Genomic DNA, 17681 nt, shown 5'->3' with positions numbered 1-17681 from the left:
GACGTCCTGCCTGCTACATCAGAAAAGCTCAAATGATTGACGCGGTTTCATAGACCCCGCCTTATTCCTGCGAGGCAGGATACCACTTGGTTTTTATTCTCAAAATGATTATTTCAACATAACATTATCGATTCAGGCGATAAGCCGCAGGCAGTGATACTGGACGAACATCAATTTCCTGCTTTACTTGGGACGAGGCTGAATAAAACCAGGACAGGCATGAGGAAGGCAGCTATGAGGAAATCTGAGCAATCGGACAGTCAGGCTGATGCCGTGGCAGCGGTGTTGTTGGTTTTTCTGGCGGTCGCCTTTGCCGTGTTTTGGGTGTCCGGGCAGTAGATTACTGCCCGGACAAAACCAGTTGCACCACCAAAATCAGGGCGCCAACAAACGCTGCGGTAAACAACACGGCAGCGACAATGTAAGGCAGTGGGTTTTGATTTGAGAAATCCTCCCGGCGGCGCTTATCGGACTGTACTCCGAGCGCGCCGGCCAGGATGCTTTGCATGATTTTCAAAACTCCCGGTCTACGGGGCGCTTCGTCGCTGGTGTTGTTCTTGTTATTGCTCATGGTGCCAGCCTTCGGTTATTCGGCCGGGTCGTACGCCAGGCTTGGCATCAGCCAGCGTTCGGCCTCGGCCTTGGAAAGATCTTTGCGTTCAGCATAGTCCTCAACCTGGTCAACGCCAATTTTACCGACGGCAAAGTATTTTGCTTCCGGGTGAGCAAAGTACCAGCCGGAGACCGCCGCCGTCGGGTACATGGCAAAATGTTCGGTCAAATCAAGGCTGGTATTGGCAGTAGCATCCAGAAGCTTGAACAGGGTTGCCTTTTCTGTGTGGTCCGGGCAGGCCGGATAGCCGGGGGCAGGGCGGATACCGCGATAGCGTTCTTTGATCAGATCCTCGTTGGCCATCTGCTCATCGGTTGCATAGCCCCAGAATTCTTTGCGAACCCGTTCATGCATCCGCTCGGCAAACGCTTCTGCCAAACGGTCAGCCAGCGCCTGCACCATAATCGCACTGTAGTCGTCGTGGGCTTCCTTGAATTCTGCCGCCAGTTCCTCCACGCCGATCCCGGTGGTTACCGCAAAACCGCCGACGTAATCTTTCAGGTGCAGGTCTTCCGGGGCGACAAAGTCTGACAGCGCCGCCATCGGTCGCCCTGGCGCTTTTTCATCCTGCTGGCGCAGATGATGCAACGTGGTGAGCTCACTGGTGCGGGATTCATCGGCGTAAACCACAATGTCATCGCCCCGGCGGTTGGCGGGCCAGAAACCGATGACGCCCCGGGCCTGTATCCGCTTTTCGTCAATCATCTGCTTCAGGAGCCTCTGGGCATCGTCGAACAGATTCAGTGCGGCTTCGCCGCGCTTGGGATCATCGAAGATTGCAGGGTATTTGCCAGAGATGTCCCAGGAGATAAAAAACGGGGTCCAGTCTATATATTCGACCAGCTCCTGCAGATCGTAGTCCTCGAACACCCGGACACCGGTAAATTCCGGCTGCGGGGGCTGGTAGCCCGCGAAATCGATTTCCGGGGCACGTGCACGTGCTTCTTTCAAAGAAACCAGCTTGGTCCGGTCTCCCCGGTTTTTCCTGCGCTCGCGGATTTCGTCGTATTCGTTTCTTGAGGCTTCAACAAGCCCCGGCTTGGCGGTTTTACTCAGCAGTTGCGACGCAACATTCACACAGCGGGACGCATCCGATACATACAGCGCGATATCATTCTTGTACTGCGGCTCGATTTTCACTGCAGTATGGGCTTTGGAGGTGGTGGCGCCGCCGATCATCAGTGGAATGCTGAAGTCCAGTCGCTGCATTTCCCGAGCCACGTGCACCATCTCATCCAGCGAGGGGGTGATCAGGCCGCTGAGGCCAATAATGTCTACGTTTTCTTTCCTGGCGGTTTCCAGAATCTTGTCGGCGGGCACCATCACGCCCATGTCAATCACTTCGTAGTTGTTGCACTGCAGCACAACCCCGACAATGTTCTTGCCGATGTCGTGAACATCGCCTTTGACCGTCGCCATCAGAATCTTGCCTTTGGCTTTGTGGTCTTCGCTTTTCTCGGCCTCAATGTAGGGAATGAGGTAAGCAACCGCCTGTTTCATGACGCGGGCGCTTTTGACAACCTGCGGCAAAAACATTTTGCCATCGCCAAACAGGTCGCCGACCACGTTCATACCATCCATCAGCGGCCCCTCGATGACTTCAATCGGGTGGCTGGCATTCTGTCGGCACGCTTCGGTGTCTTCGGTTATGTAGCTGGTAATGCCTTTGACCAGCGCGTGTTCCAGGCGTTTTTCAACGGGCCACTCACGCCACGCCAGGTCTTCTTCCTGGGCCTTGCCACCCTTGCCCTTGAACTGTTCTGCGGCTTCCAGAAGCCGGTCAGTGGAATCGTCGCGGCGATTCAGCACCACATCTTCCACCAGTTCTTTGAGGTCAGGCTCAATTTCGTCATAAATCACCAGCTGGCCGGGATTGACGATCCCCATATTCATGCCTGCCTTGATGGCGTGATAGAGGAAGACGGAGTGGATGGCCTCGCGTACCGCATCGTTACCGCGGAAAGAGAAGGACACGTTGCTGACGCCACCGGAGATGGATGCGTGAGGGCAATGTTCCCGAATCCAGCGAGTGGCGTTAATGAAGTCAACGGCATAGTTGTTGTGCTCTTCGATGCCGGTGGCGATGGCAAAAATGTTGGGATCGAAAATGATATCGGCGGGGTTGAAACCAATGCCGGTAAGCACATCGTAAGAGCGTTTGCAGATTTCCGTCTTGCGTTCAAAGGTATCGGCCTGGCCGTCTTCGTCGAAGGCCATCACCACCACTGCGGCACCATAACGCATACAGTCCCTGGCGCGCTTGATGAACTCTTCTTCGCCTTCCTTCAGGCTGATCGAGTTAACAACGGCTTTGCCCTGAATACAGCGCAGCCCCGCTTCGATCACGTCCCATTTGGAGGAATCGATCATCACCGGTACCCGTGAAATGTCAGGTTCCGACGCAACCAGGTTCAGGAAGGTGACCATCACCTCCTGGGAATCGAGCATACCCTCGTCCATGTTGATGTCGATGATCTGGGCACCATTCTCTACCTGATCCCGGGCAACGCTCAGGGCTTCTTCGTACTGCTCTTCTTTGATCAGCCGCAGAAAACGCTTCGACCCGGTAACGTTGGTTCGCTCACCTACGTTGATAAACAGGGTGTTTTCGTCACCGGTAAACGGCTCAAGGCCAGAGAGGCGAAGCGCCTTTGGGCGATCCGGCAGCGTCCGCGGTGGGTATTTGGCGACGGCTTTGGCGACTGCCTCAATATGATCCGGCCGGGAACCGCAACAGCCGCCGATGATGTTTAGGAAGCCGTCTCTGGCAAAACCTTCGATAATCTCTGCCATTTCCTCCGGGGTCTGGTCGTATTCACCAAATTCGTTGGGAAGGCCGGCATTGGGATGTGCCGAGACGAAAGTTTCCGCTTTGTTCGCCAGTTCCTCTACATAGGGGCGCAGTGCATCAGCGCCGAGAGCGCAATTGAGGCCGACCGAAATCGGTTTGGCGTGGGCAATGGAGTTATAGAACGCCTCCGTGGTTTGCCCGGACAAAGTGCGACCGGAGGCGTCGGTGATGGTGCCTGAAATCATGATCGGCAGCTCGATGCCGCTGTCGATGAAGAATTGCTGGGTAGCGTAAATGGCAGCCTTGGCGTTCAGGGTGTCGAAGATGGTTTCGATCAGAATCAGGTCGGCGCCGCCTTCCACCAGGCCTGATACCGCCTCGTAGTAATTCTCGACCAGGGTCTGGAAATCCACGTTTCGGTAACCGGGGTTGTTCACATCAGGTGAAATAGAGGCTGTCCTGGATGTCGGGCCGACGGCGCCGGCAACAAAACGGGGCTTGTCCGGATTTTTCGCGGTAAATTCGTCGGCAATGTCTCTCGCCAGCCTGGCCGCCGCGACGTTCAGTTCATGGGCCAGTTCTTCCATGCCGTAGTCGGCCTGGGACAGGCGGGTGGAGTTAAAGGTGTTGGTTTCGATAATGTCCGCGCCTGCATCGAGGTAGTCCGCGTGGATATTCCGGAGCAGAGCAGGCTGCGTGAGGTTCAGGAGGTCATTGTTGCCCTGAACGTCACGGTCGTAATCTTTGAACCGATCGCCCCGGAAGGCGGCCTCATCCAGTTTCTGATTCTGGATCATGGTGCCCATGCCCCCGTCAAGAATGATGATTCGCTCCTTGAGGGCTTGCTGAAGCTGGGCCAGACGGGTGTTGAGGTCGGTCATAGAGAGTCTTCCGGGGGTCGTGATTTACGTCGGTTTTTCGTTATGGTGCGGGATGATAGCAAAAACGCGGGAACCCGTCTTAGTACGGATGATCATTATCAAGTTCCACTTGGGCAGTGTGCCGGGGCGTACGGGAAAATGATTACCCTGTTAATGCCCGACTATTTTACTTGGTCTTTTATGTTCCGGCGATCTCCCATAAAATGACAGACACACTTGATAACAGGTAGGAAGCATGGCTCTGGTAACTGTGACTGATTCCGCGAGGGATTATCTTGCGCAACTGATTGAAAAGCAGGATGTAGAGGGCATGGGTGTGCGTATTTTTGTGACCCAGCCGGGCACCCGCAACGCCGAGACCTGTCTGGCGTATTGTCCGCCCAACGAGGTGGTTCCAACGGATGAGCAAGTGGATCTTGAGAAGTTCACCCTGTATCTGGATCATAATTCAGTGGCGTTCCTGGAAGACGCCTATGTTGATTATTCCAAAGACCAGATGGGAGGGCAGCTGACCATCAAGGCCCCCAATGCCAAGGTTCCGCAAGTGGCTGACGATGCGCCACTGCCGGATCGCGTGAACTATGTTCTGGCCTCGGAGATTAATCCGAATCTTGCGGCCCACGGCGGTGACGTATCGCTGGTCGAGATTGTCGATGAGTCGGTCGCGGTTTTGCGCTTTGGTGGTGGTTGTCAGGGTTGTTCTGCAGTGAGCCTGACGTTGAAGCAGGGCGTTGAGAAAACCCTTATGGAGCGTGTACCGGAAATCTCGGCGGTACGGGATGTGACGGACCACTCAAACACTGAAAACGCCTATTATCAATAAGTTGTCGACTTCCCCGGGCAGCCGTTCTGTCTCTGGCGGCTGCCAAAAACACCTGCCTTACCTGGCTACACGGCCAATGGTCTGATACCCGCAATACGTCATTATCGGTCACATACACAGAATCAACGCCCGGGTATGATCCGCGCCGTGTGAGAGCTCGCATTTCTGATTTTGGGGTAACGCTTGACTGACCTTGCTCTTTTGTCTGTCCCTGTCATGGCCGCCGTGGTGGGATGGTTCACCAACTGGCTTGCCATACAGATGTCATTTCATCCGGTCCGCTTTGTCGGGGTGGGTGTGGTCGGCTGGCAGGGCGTTATTCCCCGCAAGGCCGAAAAAATGGCGCACATCTGCATCGACCGCACGCTGCAAAAGTTCGGCGATCTCAATTCCGTGTACCAGCAACTGGAGCCTAACCGTATTGCAGAACAGGTGGTTGCGCAGGTGACGCCCCGCATGGATGAGTACATCGACGAAGTTATGTACGAAATTCAGCCCGTGCTCTGGGACAACCTGCCTTTGTTTGTGCGCGCAAGGATTTACGACTGGTCCCGGCAGCAATTGCCGAAACGGGTTGAAGAGCTGGTAGAAGACTTCGGCGACGACCTGGATGAATTGGTGGACCTCAAAGTGCTTCTGAGCCGGGAGCTCGAAAATCATCCGGACCTGATGAACCGTATCTTCCAGCAAGCCGGAGCCGTGGAGCTCCGGTCGGTTATTAACCGGGGAGCACTCATCGGTGCGTTCATGGGGGCGATACTGGCGCCGGTTTCAGTGTTCTATCCGCAGCCGTGGTTGCTGCCGGTAGGCGGTTTCTTTATTGGCTTTGTGACTAACTGGATTGCCATCAACCTGATCTTTGCGCCTGTCCGGCCGCGCAGGATTCTCTTCTGGCAGTGCCAGGGGTTGTTTCTGAAGCGGCAGGGAGAGATCAGCGACACCTGGGCACGCCTGGTGGCCGAAGAGCTGATTACCGTTGAGAAAGTTGCCGATGCCATGGTCAATGGGCAGCATGGCGAGCGCACCCGGGCGATTATTCAGAAGCATCTGCGCCCAATGCTCGACAATTCGCTGGTAATGAAGCTTGCAGCCCAGGTGTCAGTCGGCATGGCGGGCTACGCCGAACTCAAGCGAGTGATGAATCAGAAAGCGGTTTTGGCCACCCGGGATGTATTCAGTGACCCCGAGTTCAACCGGGAACGGGCGCCGGTAGTTGCCGGTGTGCTCTCGAACCAGATGAAAGCCCTCGGGCCGGAGGAGTTTCAGGATATATTGAGGCCGGCTTTCCGTGAGGAGGAGGTGCAACTGATGCTGGTGGGCGGGCTGTTCGGCGCCGCCGCAGGATTGGCCCAGTTTTTTGCGATGAGCGGTCTCCCTCAGGCTATTCTGGGTTGAATACGGAAATTAAAGGGCCTGTCGTTCAAAGGCAGTTGGTTGGGCGGGGAAGGCCCGCAATCCGGCACGCAGTTTTGGCTGGCGTACCCGGGAAGAGTGTCATCAGATAAATACTGTCGCCTTTTTCGCTGCCCAGCGCTTCTTTTACCGCCTTGACGAACAGCCGGTTTGAAGGTGGCGACATCTCGTGCTCTGTGTAAAAAATCCTCAGAAACTCTATGATTTCCCAGTGATTTTCGTTTAGCTGAATGCCGTCCTCCCGGGCAATGTCCCGGGCAATGTCTGGCGTCCAGACGGTGGCATCTTCCAGAAAACCTTCGTTGTTTCGTGTGGGCTGAGGTGAGGCGCTCATGAGTTACCAGTTAATGATTCGTGGATGATTAACCGTCAGTTCGACAAAGCCGGCGTAGTCGACCAGAAGGCCCCCGGGCACGCGATTGCCCAGGGCCCGGGCCGTGATGTCTGCATCGAGAGCGTGCACCGCGGCGGGTAGTTGTTGCCCGCCATCTGCCAGAGCCAGCACGGCGTCTTCGATCAGAAGCAGTGTGTCTGACGGCTGTATGCAGTCGAGGCAGCGCCTGAATCTCGGGTGTTCCGGTGCTTTGTTAATGATATGCAGGGTGTTCTTCACGTTATCAGGCATCATCTGTTCCTATCCGGCAAAGACCACCTGGTCAAACTGGGCGAGGGTCTCGCTAACCGAGCTGGTCGGAATGGCCCCAGACAGCAATTCGCTCGCTGTCAGGCCATACTGCTGGCAGGCCCGGGCGTCTACCAATAGTTGCTCAACCCCGAACACGGGGGCTGCACAGAGGTTTTTCTCCACCGTTTTTTGCCCAAGGATGCTCGCGTTCTGGCCTTTGCACAGCCAGTTGACGCCGGCACCCACAAATAGCAGGGCGGAGGGTTGGTCAAACGCGGCCAGGGAGAACGCCATATCAAGCGCTTCCCGCCCGGTCCAGGAGCCATAAGGTGGCTGGTCGATGACAAGCAGCGTGGTCATGTTCAATGGCCCCCGTGAAAATAAAGAACCCGGTCTGACTTCAGGTTACCGTCCACCCACTCTCCGAGACCTGCGATTTCAAACGGTGCGCGCAGATTGTTGGCGGCAAGCTCATAGCGCGCCTGCTCGGCTTGATCGACAATCCCGCGGCGAAGCGCTGAGGCAATGCAGGCTACGCCACCAATATGGTGTTCAGCGAGAAATTCAGACCACAGCCGCGGCCAGTGCTGCTCATCGGAAGGTGGCGCGCTCAGGGCCGAGGCCAGGTGTACACCGTCGCCGTACAGAAATACGCGGTCAATCTGATGGCCTGCCTGCAATAGGGCGCTGGCCAGTGACAGGGCGGTTTGTGGGGCCTGTGTGGCCCAGGGTGCGCCGGTAATCACCAATGTATAGCTGAGAGACTCTGGCATAGATGCAGATACTTGCTGATGGAAAGTCTGTCAGTTTACCTAAAGCAAAAACCCCGGCAAAGGCCGGGGTTTTCTATAGGCGGAAGACGATCGGTAATCAGTCTTCGCCACTGAACGCAGACAGCAGGTGCAGCAGGCTGACGAACAGGTTGTAGATCGATACGTACAGACCTACGGTAGCAATGATGTAGTTCCGCTCGCCGCCCTTGATGATCTGACTGGTTTCGAACAGGATCATGATGGAGGCGAAAATGGTGAAGCCGGCAGAGACCGCCAGATGCAGAGCCGAGCTCTCCATGAAGAAAGCCAGCAGCATGGCACCAATCAGGACAAAAGCACCGGCTGTCAGGAAGCTGGACATGAAGCTGAAGTCCTTCTTCGTGATGATAGCGGTCGCCGAAAGGCCCACGAATGCAACGGCTGTCAGTGTCAGTGCCTGGGCAACGATCTGGGAAGCACCCGCAGCAACGAACGCGCCGATGATCGGACCCAGGGTGTAGCCCATGAAGCCGGTCAGGGCGAACGTGGTGACGATGCCCCATGGGCTGTTTTTCAGTTTATAAGTGGCGAACAGCAAGCCGATGTAGCCCACGATCGTGATCAGGAAGCCCGGGTGCGTGCCATTCATGTTGAGGAACGCAGTTACGGCTGAAAACGCCAGGGTCATGCCGAGAAGCATATAGGTGTTACGTAGCACCTTCATGGCTTCATCGCTGATACCTGCCGTGGCGCGACTGGTTTCGCCGGCCGGCGAGTACGCCGCCTGGTTGTTCTGAACGCCGAAACGTCTGTCTTCCATTGTCATCTCCGTTTAATGCGACTGGGTATTGTAGACCATGATAATGTCGAAACCGCAACTTTCAATCATTTACGACAGGAAAAGCGCGAATGGATTCCATTAAAACTCGGTAATCCTGCTCAGGCTTTGAACAGAAGCCGCGGAATTTGCTTTGTTTTTCTTGTAAGGCGTTGACAGCGGAGGTGAATCCGGTATCATTTGCCCCGCTGTCGTTGAGACGGCAAGCAGAAGCGCTTCAACGTTTCAGCAAGACGGTGGGCTGGCAGAGTGGCTTAATGCAGCGGTCTTGAAAACCGCCGACGGTTAATAGCCGTCCCGGGGTTCGAATCCCTGGCCCACCGCCATTTTTCTTGCTTTCCTCGTTTTACTCCCCACATAGTAACCGTTGCCCGCGTCTCAACGCGTCGTGATCTTCACTATGATATTCGGGAGCTTTCCATATGCCGGATAAATCAACACCACAGAATCAGCCCGAGCGCGAGAAGCGTCGCTTTGCCGTGTCTGCAAACCGGGGCAGGGCCAGTCATCGCGTGCGCTATGTGGAAACCGGCGGTGCCGCGGTCGACACCGAAGAATGCACCTTCTGTCAGGCCGTCCCGGACCTGGCTGAACAGGCCGAAGCGGCGGGTGCGTCTGATCATGGGGCCGGCCACGGGCGTGTCAGCAAGGATCCTGAAGCCGGCACCCCCACAAACGACCCTCAGCCAGACGGTAATCGGGATCACTGAACTGGCGCCGTCCCTGGCGGCCGGGCTCTGAAGAATGATCATGAGCCCGATAAATTGCCGCCCCTGGCTCAGAGGTCGGTTCGGCCCGGATAGGTTGCCTGTTTTCGCTCTTCCGCCAATTGCGCCCGCTGCTCCAGAGATTCCGGCGTGTTTTCCGGAATCGCCCAGCCCTGCAAATTGTCCTCAATCAGCTTTACCAGTGCCTCTATATGCCCGGGGGTTTCGTTCAGGCAGGGGATGTAACTGAAGCTGTCGCCGCCGGACTCCATGAAGTACTCCCGGTTTTCTTCATTGATTTCCTCAATGGTTTCGAGGCAATCCGATGAAAAACCGGGGCAGAAAACATCAATGGAGCTCACGCCTTGCCCGGGCAGTGCTTTCAGGGTCTCATCGGTGTAAGGCTGCAGCCATTCCTCTCGCCCGAACCGGGACTGAAAGGTGGTCGTGTATTGCTCTTTACCAAGCCCCAGCCGCTCAGCCAGCAGTCGCGACGTTTTGTGGCACTCGCAATGGTACGGGTCACCTTTGAGCAAGTATTTGAGGGGCACGCCATGGTAAGACAGGATAAGTTTTTCCTTGCGGCCGTGCTCTGCCCAGTGCGCTTCGATGTGGCTCGCCATCGCCTCGATGTAGGGCGGGAAATCGTGGTAATGGGAAACAAACCGGAAGTCCGGAAGCCAGCGCCGCCGGGTAAAGTCGTGGGCAATAGCATCGAAAGTCGACGCCGTGGTTGACGCAGAATATTGCGGGTACAGGGGCAGAACCAGAAGTTTGCGCACGCCCTGCTGTTGCATCTCTTCGAGCACCCGGGCGATGGACGGATTGCCGTATCGCATGGCGAAGCCCACAACCACATTGGTGCCGAAACGCTGCTTCAGCGCCTCGCGAATACCCTCAGCCTGTTTGGCGGTGTGGGTCAGCAGGGGAGAGCCGTCCTTTTCCCATACACTGGCATAGGCTTCGGCGCTCTTGCGGGGCCGGATCCTGAGGATGACACCGTGCAGGATGAGCCACCAAAGCGGTCTGGGCACCTCGACAACGCGGGGATCCCAGAGGAATTCTGCGAGATACCTGCGAAGCGCGGATGAGGTGGGTGCGTCAGGGGTTCCCAGGTTGGTAACCAGCACACCAAGCCGGTCAGGCTCGTTGTGGGTGTAACTATCGTTCCCGTTGTAAGGCATTGAGACTTTCCGTGAGGTGAAAATTAACGCTTGCCGGCCTGCTCTAGCAGGCGGGGGATAAGCCCGGTCAGGTCGTAACCTGCATTGCGTGCCCGGGAGAGAATGTCTTCGGGCTGCTGCTCCTGGGCGCTGCTCAGGGCCCAGAGTACTGTGCATCGCGTGCCTGAGCGACAGAAGGCCAATACGGGTTTGTCGGCATCCCGGATCATCGGCGCAAAGCGCGCCACATCGTCATCGCTGATGTTTCCAGAGGCCACGGGCATATAAACCCATTCAAGGCCATGCTCTGCGGCTGCGGCTTCGATGTCGGCCATCGCAGGCTGGCCGGGCTCCTCGTGGTCTGGCCGGTTGGCGACCAGGGTCCGGAATCCAAGCCGCGCAATGTCGGCGACATCCTCGACCGCGATCTGCGGCGCAACCGAGAGGTTGTCATCAATCTTTCTGATATCCACGCATTTCTCCCTCAGACGATCTTGCAACTCGTTCAATAGCTTCAAATGCCATCATACCGGCGACCATGGATGCAACAAAGACCGCCGCCTTTATTTCGCCCGCGCCAAGCGCCACGATTGCGGGGCCAGGGCAGAAGCCGGCGACCCCCCAACCGACACCAAACATCATACTGCCAAGCACCAGGCGTGTATCAATCCGGGTGTTGGCCAAAGTGTTCATGGTGAAGCCCAGAAAGGACAGTGTGCGCCTGCGCGCAAGCGCGAATGCAAGCAGGCCAACAATAATTGCGCCTCCCATCACGAAGGCGAGTGAGGGGTCCCACTGGCCTGCGATGTCCAGAAATCCCAGTACTTTTTCAGGATTGGCCATACCGGAAACAATCAGCCCGAGGCCAAAAATCAGGCCGGCCAGAAGTGAGGTCAGGGCGTATTTCATCATTCAGGCCCCCAGTATGTGGCGAATAACAAAGACCGAGACAAAACCCGTTGCCATGAAGCTGAGGGTTGCCACCAGCGAGCGTGGCGACAGCCGCGAGAGCCCGCAAACGCCGTGGCCACTGGTGCAGCCAGAACCGTAGCGGGTGCCAACGCCCACCAGCAGTCCTGCGATGACCAGTGACGGATAGCCAGCTTCAATTTCGATCGCAGGCAGGTCGGCAAACAGCACCCAGATGGCCGGTGTGCCAAGTAGCCCGGCAAGAAAGGCCAGTCGCCACAGGCGGTCTCCGCGGGCCGGTGCCAGAAGGCCGCCAAGAATGCCGCTGATGCCGGCAATTCGACCGTTCAGTAACAACAAGCTGGCGGCGGCAAGGCCGATCAGCAGGCCGCCTGTTAACGCGGTGCCAGGTGTGAACTGGCTCCAGGCAATATCAATCATGGAATAACTCCCTGAAATTCTAATTCTGGAATAAGGTTATAATCGGGCGAAATAATAACAAAAAAAGCCCGGCAAAGAATGCCGGGCAGAGGCGTGCGAGTAGTATCCATGAAAGACTTCCAGACAAACCGACATCAACAGGGATGCCGGTATCTGAAAGTATTGACCATAAATTGCACAGTTCAAGTGAGATATGCTTTCGTTTGAAAACATTTTTTCATATACCACTGGTGGTTATACTGCAGCCTTTCATGATGCGGCTTTCAGCGCTGTCACTGCAATTCGGGGCCGGCTGTAATACACTATGGTGCACTGAAAATACCCGATAACCCTGAGGTACGAATGTCCGAGCACGACGACAACAACCCTGAAAATGATCCGCAGCTGGCAAACAAGATTAAAGACTCTGCCCGCCAGATCTGGCTGGCCGGCCTTGGCGCCTACACCAAAGCGGAAGAGGATGCCGGCAAGTTCTTTGATCGCCTGGTTCAGGAAGGTGAACAACTCGAGACCAGAACCCGGGGCGTCGTTGAAAAACAGATCCGTACGGTAGAAGACCGTGTCGGCGAGGTGCGTGAACGGGCAACCGGAACCTGGGACAAGCTGGAATATATGTTTGACCAGCGGGTTTCCGGTGCTCTACGGCGGCTTGGAATCCATCGCCGCGAAGAAATTGATGCCCTCGAGCGCCGTATCGAAGCGCTGGAGGGCGAGCTTCAGAGGCTCCGTGGCCGGGCCCCAGCCAGCGACGAGGAAGAGTAACGCTACAGGTACGTCTGGCTGGTCAGCCGCACCTGCTCCTGTTCTTCCTCAGTCAGGTAGGGCAGGAGTAAGTGCAGCATCTGGTACACGCCGCGACCCGGGTCGACCGCTTCCCGGTCATCCAGGTGAGACAGGGTGTCGAAACTGCTCCAGTAACAGACGGTCAAGGTCAGCTGTTCGCACAGGGAAGCCAGTTCCTCGGCACTGATGATCATAATGCCTTGCCGGCGAAAGCTTTCGCAGAGCGTAGTGAAGGCCGCGTCTTTCTTTTTCAGAATTCTGCGAAACCGGGCACGAAGACGATCGTAACGGGAGAGGACGTTGACCAGATCCTGGTAAAGAAAGCGGTAGCGGGCGACCGCCTCGAACAGCAAGTGCAGGAAAAAGCTGAACTGGTCCATGGGTACCTCGGCCTCTTCCGGCACCGCCAGCAAGTCGACCATCTCGGCTTCGTAAGCCTCAAACAGCTCCTCAACGATATCGCCTTTACTTTTAAAGTGGTAATACAGGTTGCCGGGGCTGATCTCCAGTTCATCGGAAATCAGCAGCGTTGTCACATTGGGCTCCCCAACACGATTGAACAGCTGAAGGCTGACGTCGAGAATCCGGTCCCTGGTTTTGACTTTCTTCATCCGTAACGGCCTGACTGTTCAGAGATCAAAGGATGCCCAGACCGGGCAGTGATCCGAGGGCCTCTCCATCCCGCGGATGTCGTAAGAAACGCCGGCTGCTCTGGCCTTTGTCAGCAAGCTGTCGCTGGCCATTAACAGATCGATCCTCAGGCCGCGTTTCGGCTCCCGTTCAAAGCCTTTGCTGCGATAATCGAACCAGCTGAAGGTGTCCTTTTCGCCGGGGTGCAGATGCCGGAAAACGTCGGTGAACCCGCGCTGTTCCACTTGTCCCAGCCATTCGCGTTCCTCCGGCAGGAAACTGCATTTGCCGGAGCGCAACCAGCGTTTGGCGTTATCGGCGCCGATACCGATGTCCTGGTCGGTAGGGGAGATATTCATATCGCCCATGACCAGAATATGGCCGGGTTTTTTGGCGAGTTCATCCAGGTAGGCCATCAGATCGGCATAGAATTTCTGTTTGGCGGGAAATTTTATGGGGTGATCACGGCTTTCGCCCTGAGGAAAGTAGCCGTTGATGACTGTCAGGGGCTGACCATTGATGGTGAACTGGCCGGTAATCAAGCGGCGCTGGGCATCCTCATCGTCCCCCGGATACCCTTTTACCACCCGCTCTGGTTGGGCGCGGGAGAGCAAGGCGACGCCGTAGTGGGTTTTCTGGCCGTGAAAGTGAACGTGATAACCCAGTTCCTCAATCGCCTCGACGGGGAACTCTTCGTCTCTGACTTTGGTTTCCTGAAGGCCGATCACATCCGGATTGAGTTCCTGGATGACGGCTTCGAGTTGATGCAGGCGGGTGCGGATACTGTTCACGTTGAACGACACAAACATCATGGGCGCAGAACCTCCGGAAAATTTCCGGAAGTTTACCACACACGATGGCCGCTGCCGTGTGCTGCGCCCGACGGTTTCAAGGTGTCAGTTCACACCCTGGCATACGGGTAACGTCGTACTGTATATGGGCCACATGGTTTGAGTCTGCGTCACGGCGGATATTGGTTAATCCCAGGTAGTCAGTGAGTGCGCCGTCCGAGCGATACCCCAGAACAATGGGATCGACCAGAAAGCGCAAAACCACGCTGGTAGGCCGAATCCGGACCGTAATATCCGCCTCGATCTGCTCGGCTGAGGCGGGCTCGAGAACAAAACCGTAATGCTCGCCGCGCGTGGGTGCCAGGAACTGGAATTCGATGGATTCTCCGTTGCTCACCCGATCCCAGTTGGCTCGGACAAAATAGTCAAAGCCCGAGTCCACCACCAGGCGTTGCTCCACCGGCACGTTGAATTCACGGGTTTCTCCGGCCGGTTCCTGCCAGAGAATGCGCAGCGCCTCGTCGTCGGGATAGGTAATGGCCAGGGATTCATCGAAGGCGGGTTGGCTGAATTCAACGCGGGGCCGGAATGGGTGGTTGTCATAATTCAGGCGTTTGCTGGCAAACGCCGTGGCGTCATTGGGTCTCAGGTAGGCTACCTCGTGATTGGAGGGCGCGAATACCCCTTGCGCGCAGTTTCCTTCGACCTGGTGGCCCTCCGTATAAAGGGTCTGCCCGTTGTGTGTCGCGGTACCCGAGAACTCGAATAATGCCGCGACCACAGGTGTGCTGGCGGCAGACAGGGCGAAAGTGAAGACGAACCATGAGCCAGGTTTCATAAGGCCAGTTCCGGATAAAGATGCCTGCGGATGAACAGCAGCAGCGGGAACAGAGCCATCCAGCCAGCGGCCATGGCCAACAGGGATACCGATAACTCCGGCAACGCAACGATGCCGAGCTGGCTCGCAGACCAGTAGGCAAACGGGCCGGCAATGGGCGCCAGAACCCAGGGCAACCATGGGCGCTGCCCGATCCAATGGAGGGAATGGCACAGCGTTGTCATGAAGATTATCCAGATGGCGATGAGCCACGGTGGCGCAGCCAATACCTCCTGGCCCGAGTCCAGTGCCAGCACGCCGGTCCGGAACCAGAGCGTATCCATCAACCCGCCGAGAACGACACCAAAACCGATGAATTGCAGTTCGACGCCGGGCTTCTGGCTGACCAGGACAAAGTGCAGCACCAGAAAAGCCAGTACCAGGCCGGCCGCTGCGAGGCCCGGGTACAGAACGCAGACCAGCCACCCTGTCTGGAAAAGCACAAAGTTCAGCACATTGCGGCCGGTTTCTGAGGTAATCATAGGCTCAGGATATTCGCCCGCTTGTTCGCGGGTTTCGCCATGACCAGGTGGGCAACGCCAATGGCTCGCTCACGAAAACCGGCCTCGCAATACGCGAAGTAGAAATGCCACAGGCGCTGGAATGCAGTGTCATAGTTGAGCTGATCCAGCTCCTGCCTGCGGGCCATAAATCGCTGGCACCAGTCGTTCAGGGTACGGGCATAGTGGAAACCAAAATCTTCAGCATGGGTAAGCACCAGGTCAGAACCCCGATTCATCGACTTCAGTATGGCGCCAAAGGAGGGGATGAAGCTTCCCGGAAAAATGTAGCGCTGAATAAAGTCGACGTTCTTGAGCGCGCGCTGATATCGTTGCTCCGGCATATTGATCGCCTGAACCAGAGCCAACCCATCGGGTTTGAGTAACTGGCTGATCTGGGACAGGTAACTGTCGAGAAACTGCGGGCCGACCGCTTCGATCATCTCAATGGATACCAGCTTGTCAAACTGGCCGGTCAGATCCCGGTAGTCATCGAACAGCAAGGTAATCCTGTCTTCCAGGCCTTCGGCGGCAACCCGCTCCCGGGCCAGTTCCAGTTGCTCTTTGGAAATGGTCGTGGTGGTTACATGGCAGCCATAATGTTTTGCGGCGTGAATGGCAAAACCACCCCATCCGGTGCCGATTTCAACAACCCGGTCTTCCGGGCGAAGATCCAGTTTCCGGCAAATAGTATCCAGCTTGTAGACGGCGGCTTCCTCAAGGGTGGCGTCCTCACGCGGGTAGATGGCGGAGGAATACATCATGGTCTGGTCCAGAAACAACTGGAACAGATCATTACCGAGATCATAATGGGCGCTTATGTTCTTGCGCGAGCCCTCAGGAGTATTCCGGTTGAGCCAGTGCAAGGCCTTGAGAGCGGGTTTGCTGATCCAGGCAAAACGGTCCTCGAAGCGGTTCATGGTGTCGATGTTGCGGGTAAAGAACCTCAGTAGAGAAGTGAGGTCCGGAGAGCTCCAGTCACCCGCAACAAACGCTTCTGCGGCCCCGACACTCCCGCCGGTCATCAGGTCCCGCCAGGTGCTGTGATTGTGGATCACCAGCTCCGCCACCGGATAGGCGTTATTGCCATCACCAAAAACACAGTCCTCATGGCCCGACTCTTTCACCACCAATCGACCGTGCCCCAACTGCGCCAGCTGCTGGCACACCAGAGCCTTTGCTGTGCGACTAACCAGTGGTAGTCGTTGGGAGCCGGTGGCCTGGTGTTCTACTTGGGTGTTCAGGTTCTCCATGAGCTTACCCTTCCTGCCGAATCATACGCGGTACCGTCAGGTGCCACTGTTTGTTGGGATACATCAAGCCCGAGATCGTCCAGGCCGCACTGATAACCCGCATCTGTTGTGCTGAGTTTGTTCGGGTGGGTATAGAATGGAGCGCCCTTGAGCTTCAGTTTCAGGGCGTTCCAATAAATACCCGCCGTGCCCTTGAGTGTTTCCAGTGGAAACCGTCGCAGGCTTCTGTGCAGGGTTTTACGATCAAGTGCGGCGCGTTGGACTACCAGCGTGGCATCAAAGTGTTTCCGGCCTTCTTCTTCCACGTTCATGTGAATGCGCATATCGTTGCCACGAAAACTGAACAGCCACCGGTAATGCTGGTTCATGCCGTTGAACGGAGACACATGAAAGCGCTTGCTGAATGCAAAGCGCTCGGTCTGCCAGGTGGTATCTGAGGCGCGCCCGGGGCGAACACATTCAAGACAGTAGATGTGTCGCTGTTTCCAGGGCGTGTTGGTGATTTGCGCGACAATCACTCTGGGGACGGCGCCGTCCGCCGGGTTGCAGCCACGATGATAGCAAAGGTAGAAACTGACCGGATTAAACACGTAGCCAAGGTAGCGGGGATGCGTTACCAGCTGGATCGGACCATCCGGAGCCCAGCCGGTAGCACTTTTTACCCGGTTGAACACGGCTTGTCGCAGGCTCGGCACTTCCGGGTCAAGGTAGTCCCGGCGGTGCAACCCGAGCCAGTTAAAACGCTCCAGAGAGAAAAACGGACTGGTTCTGGTTACGGTGGACCACTCATCCAGATCGAGCGCCAACATACCGATGTTGTAATTAAACTCGTGGCTGACCGGAAAGGTGCGGCGGTGCCTTATCGTACCCTCAAGCCAATGGGAGGTCATG

Annotated in this window: 21 protein-coding genes and 1 tRNA gene; 5 read left to right on the top strand and 17 right to left on the bottom strand. The window is 56.4% G+C overall.

What is annotated here, in order from left to right:
- Positions 1 to 340 precede the first annotated feature (340 nt).
- Together ACP2AU_RS00780 and metH are read right to left on the bottom strand one after the other, a co-directional pair.
- Positions 341 to 571, bottom strand: a complete 231-nt coding sequence (locus ACP2AU_RS00780) for a DUF2970 domain-containing protein (RefSeq protein WP_426373865.1) — start codon at positions 569 to 571, stop codon at positions 341 to 343.
- Positions 572 to 586: 15 nt separating this feature from the next.
- Entirely contained in the window at positions 587 to 4285 is a 3699-nt protein-coding gene (metH, locus tag ACP2AU_RS00775) for a methionine synthase (protein ID WP_426373864.1), read from the bottom strand.
- 235 nt (positions 4286 to 4520) lie between these two features.
- Between metH and nfuA the strand changes: the two genes are divergently transcribed.
- Positions 4521 to 5108, top strand: coding sequence for a Fe-S biogenesis protein NfuA (gene nfuA / locus ACP2AU_RS00770; protein WP_426373863.1), 588 nt, complete (start codon positions 4521 to 4523; stop codon positions 5106 to 5108).
- A 183-nt stretch (positions 5109 to 5291) separates the two neighbouring features.
- Positions 5292 to 6503 carry a DUF445 domain-containing protein gene (locus ACP2AU_RS00765; protein WP_426373862.1) on the top strand — a complete coding sequence of 404 codons (1212 nt, stop codon included), beginning with the start codon at positions 5292 to 5294 and terminating at the stop codon, positions 6501 to 6503.
- Between the two features lie 25 nt (positions 6504 to 6528).
- Here ACP2AU_RS00765 and ACP2AU_RS00760 read toward each other — a convergent pair whose 3' ends face one another.
- The 5 genes from ACP2AU_RS00760 to ACP2AU_RS00740 form a co-directional block, all read right to left on the bottom strand.
- A complete protein-coding gene (locus ACP2AU_RS00760) occupies positions 6529 to 6855 on the bottom strand; it encodes a TusE/DsrC/DsvC family sulfur relay protein (protein ID WP_426373861.1) in 327 nt (108 codons plus the stop codon).
- A gap of 3 nt (positions 6856 to 6858) precedes the next feature.
- Positions 6859 to 7149 (bottom strand): sulfurtransferase complex subunit TusB, encoded by a 291-nt coding sequence (gene tusB / locus ACP2AU_RS00755; RefSeq protein ID WP_426373860.1) that lies wholly within the window; start codon positions 7147 to 7149, stop codon positions 6859 to 6861.
- Between the two features lie 6 nt (positions 7150 to 7155).
- Positions 7156 to 7506 (bottom strand): DsrE family protein, encoded by a 351-nt coding sequence (locus ACP2AU_RS00750; protein ID WP_426373859.1) that lies wholly within the window; start codon positions 7504 to 7506, stop codon positions 7156 to 7158.
- 2 nt (positions 7507 to 7508) lie between these two features.
- Positions 7509 to 7919, bottom strand: coding sequence for a sulfurtransferase complex subunit TusD (gene tusD, locus ACP2AU_RS00745; RefSeq protein WP_426373858.1), 411 nt, complete (start codon positions 7917 to 7919; stop codon positions 7509 to 7511).
- Positions 7920 to 8016: 97 nt separating this feature from the next.
- The gene (locus ACP2AU_RS00740) at positions 8017 to 8718 is read right to left on the bottom strand and encodes a Bax inhibitor-1/YccA family protein (protein ID WP_426373857.1); all 702 of its coding nucleotides are present in this window, start codon (positions 8716 to 8718) and stop codon (positions 8017 to 8019) included.
- A gap of 253 nt (positions 8719 to 8971) precedes the next feature.
- Between ACP2AU_RS00740 and ACP2AU_RS00735 the strand changes: the two genes are divergently transcribed.
- A tRNA-Ser gene (locus ACP2AU_RS00735) sits at positions 8972 to 9062 on the top strand.
- 96 nt (positions 9063 to 9158) lie between these two features.
- Positions 9159 to 9446 carry a hypothetical protein gene (locus ACP2AU_RS00730; RefSeq protein ID WP_426373856.1) on the top strand — a complete coding sequence of 96 codons (288 nt, stop codon included), beginning with the start codon at positions 9159 to 9161 and terminating at the stop codon, positions 9444 to 9446.
- 68 nt (positions 9447 to 9514) lie between these two features.
- Here the strand turns inward: ACP2AU_RS00730 and hemH are convergent, their stop codons facing one another.
- The 4 genes from hemH to ACP2AU_RS00710 are packed head-to-tail and all read right to left on the bottom strand — an operon-like array spanning position 9515 to position 11956.
- Positions 9515 to 10627 (bottom strand): ferrochelatase, encoded by a 1113-nt coding sequence (gene hemH / locus ACP2AU_RS00725; protein WP_426373855.1) that lies wholly within the window; start codon positions 10625 to 10627, stop codon positions 9515 to 9517.
- 23 nt (positions 10628 to 10650) lie between these two features.
- On the bottom strand, positions 10651 to 11079 hold the full coding sequence (locus ACP2AU_RS00720; RefSeq protein WP_426373854.1) for a TIGR01244 family sulfur transferase: 429 nt from the start codon (positions 11077 to 11079) through the stop codon (positions 10651 to 10653).
- Positions 11060 to 11515: a DUF6691 family protein gene (locus ACP2AU_RS00715; RefSeq protein WP_426374407.1), complete on the bottom strand. Its 456-nt coding sequence runs from the start codon at positions 11513 to 11515 to the stop codon at positions 11060 to 11062. The genes ACP2AU_RS00720 and ACP2AU_RS00715 overlap by 20 nt, the downstream gene beginning before the upstream one ends.
- Before the next feature lie 3 nt (positions 11516 to 11518).
- Positions 11519 to 11956 carry a YeeE/YedE family protein gene (locus tag ACP2AU_RS00710; protein ID WP_426373853.1) on the bottom strand — a complete coding sequence of 146 codons (438 nt, stop codon included), beginning with the start codon at positions 11954 to 11956 and terminating at the stop codon, positions 11519 to 11521.
- 342 nt (positions 11957 to 12298) lie between these two features.
- Between ACP2AU_RS00710 and ACP2AU_RS00705 the strand changes: the two genes are divergently transcribed.
- Entirely contained in the window at positions 12299 to 12718 is a 420-nt protein-coding gene (locus ACP2AU_RS00705) for a phasin family protein (RefSeq protein ID WP_426373852.1), read from the top strand.
- Positions 12719 to 12720: 2 nt separating this feature from the next.
- Here ACP2AU_RS00705 and ACP2AU_RS00700 read toward each other — a convergent pair whose 3' ends face one another.
- From ACP2AU_RS00700 to ACP2AU_RS00675, 6 genes are all read right to left on the bottom strand, one after another.
- The gene (locus ACP2AU_RS00700; RefSeq protein WP_426373851.1) at positions 12721 to 13350 is read right to left on the bottom strand and encodes a TetR/AcrR family transcriptional regulator; all 630 of its coding nucleotides are present in this window, start codon (positions 13348 to 13350) and stop codon (positions 12721 to 12723) included.
- 18 nt (positions 13351 to 13368) lie between these two features.
- Positions 13369 to 14181, bottom strand: coding sequence for an exodeoxyribonuclease III (gene xthA, locus ACP2AU_RS00695; RefSeq protein ID WP_426373850.1), 813 nt, complete (start codon positions 14179 to 14181; stop codon positions 13369 to 13371).
- Between the two features lie 76 nt (positions 14182 to 14257).
- Entirely contained in the window at positions 14258 to 14998 is a 741-nt protein-coding gene (locus tag ACP2AU_RS00690; protein WP_426373849.1) for a hypothetical protein, read from the bottom strand.
- Positions 14995 to 15519, bottom strand: coding sequence for a DUF2878 domain-containing protein (locus tag ACP2AU_RS00685; RefSeq protein WP_426373848.1), 525 nt, complete (start codon positions 15517 to 15519; stop codon positions 14995 to 14997). Before ACP2AU_RS00685 ends, ACP2AU_RS00690 begins: the two co-directional genes overlap by 4 nt.
- Positions 15516 to 16790 (bottom strand): class I SAM-dependent methyltransferase, encoded by a 1275-nt coding sequence (locus ACP2AU_RS00680; protein WP_426373847.1) that lies wholly within the window; start codon positions 16788 to 16790, stop codon positions 15516 to 15518. The genes ACP2AU_RS00685 and ACP2AU_RS00680 overlap by 4 nt, the downstream gene beginning before the upstream one ends.
- The gene (locus tag ACP2AU_RS00675; protein ID WP_426373846.1) at positions 16778 to 17680 is read right to left on the bottom strand and encodes a DUF1365 domain-containing protein; all 903 of its coding nucleotides are present in this window, start codon (positions 17678 to 17680) and stop codon (positions 16778 to 16780) included. Before ACP2AU_RS00675 ends, ACP2AU_RS00680 begins: the two co-directional genes overlap by 13 nt.
- Between the last annotated feature and the right edge of the window lies 1 nt (position 17681).

Origin of the sequence: Marinobacter sp. VGCF2001, assembly GCF_049943275.1 — a bacterium.
GTDB lineage: Bacteria > Pseudomonadota > Gammaproteobacteria > Pseudomonadales > Oleiphilaceae > Marinobacter.
Note: the sequence above shows the minus strand (reverse complement) of the source record. Positions and strands in the feature narration are given on the sequence as shown.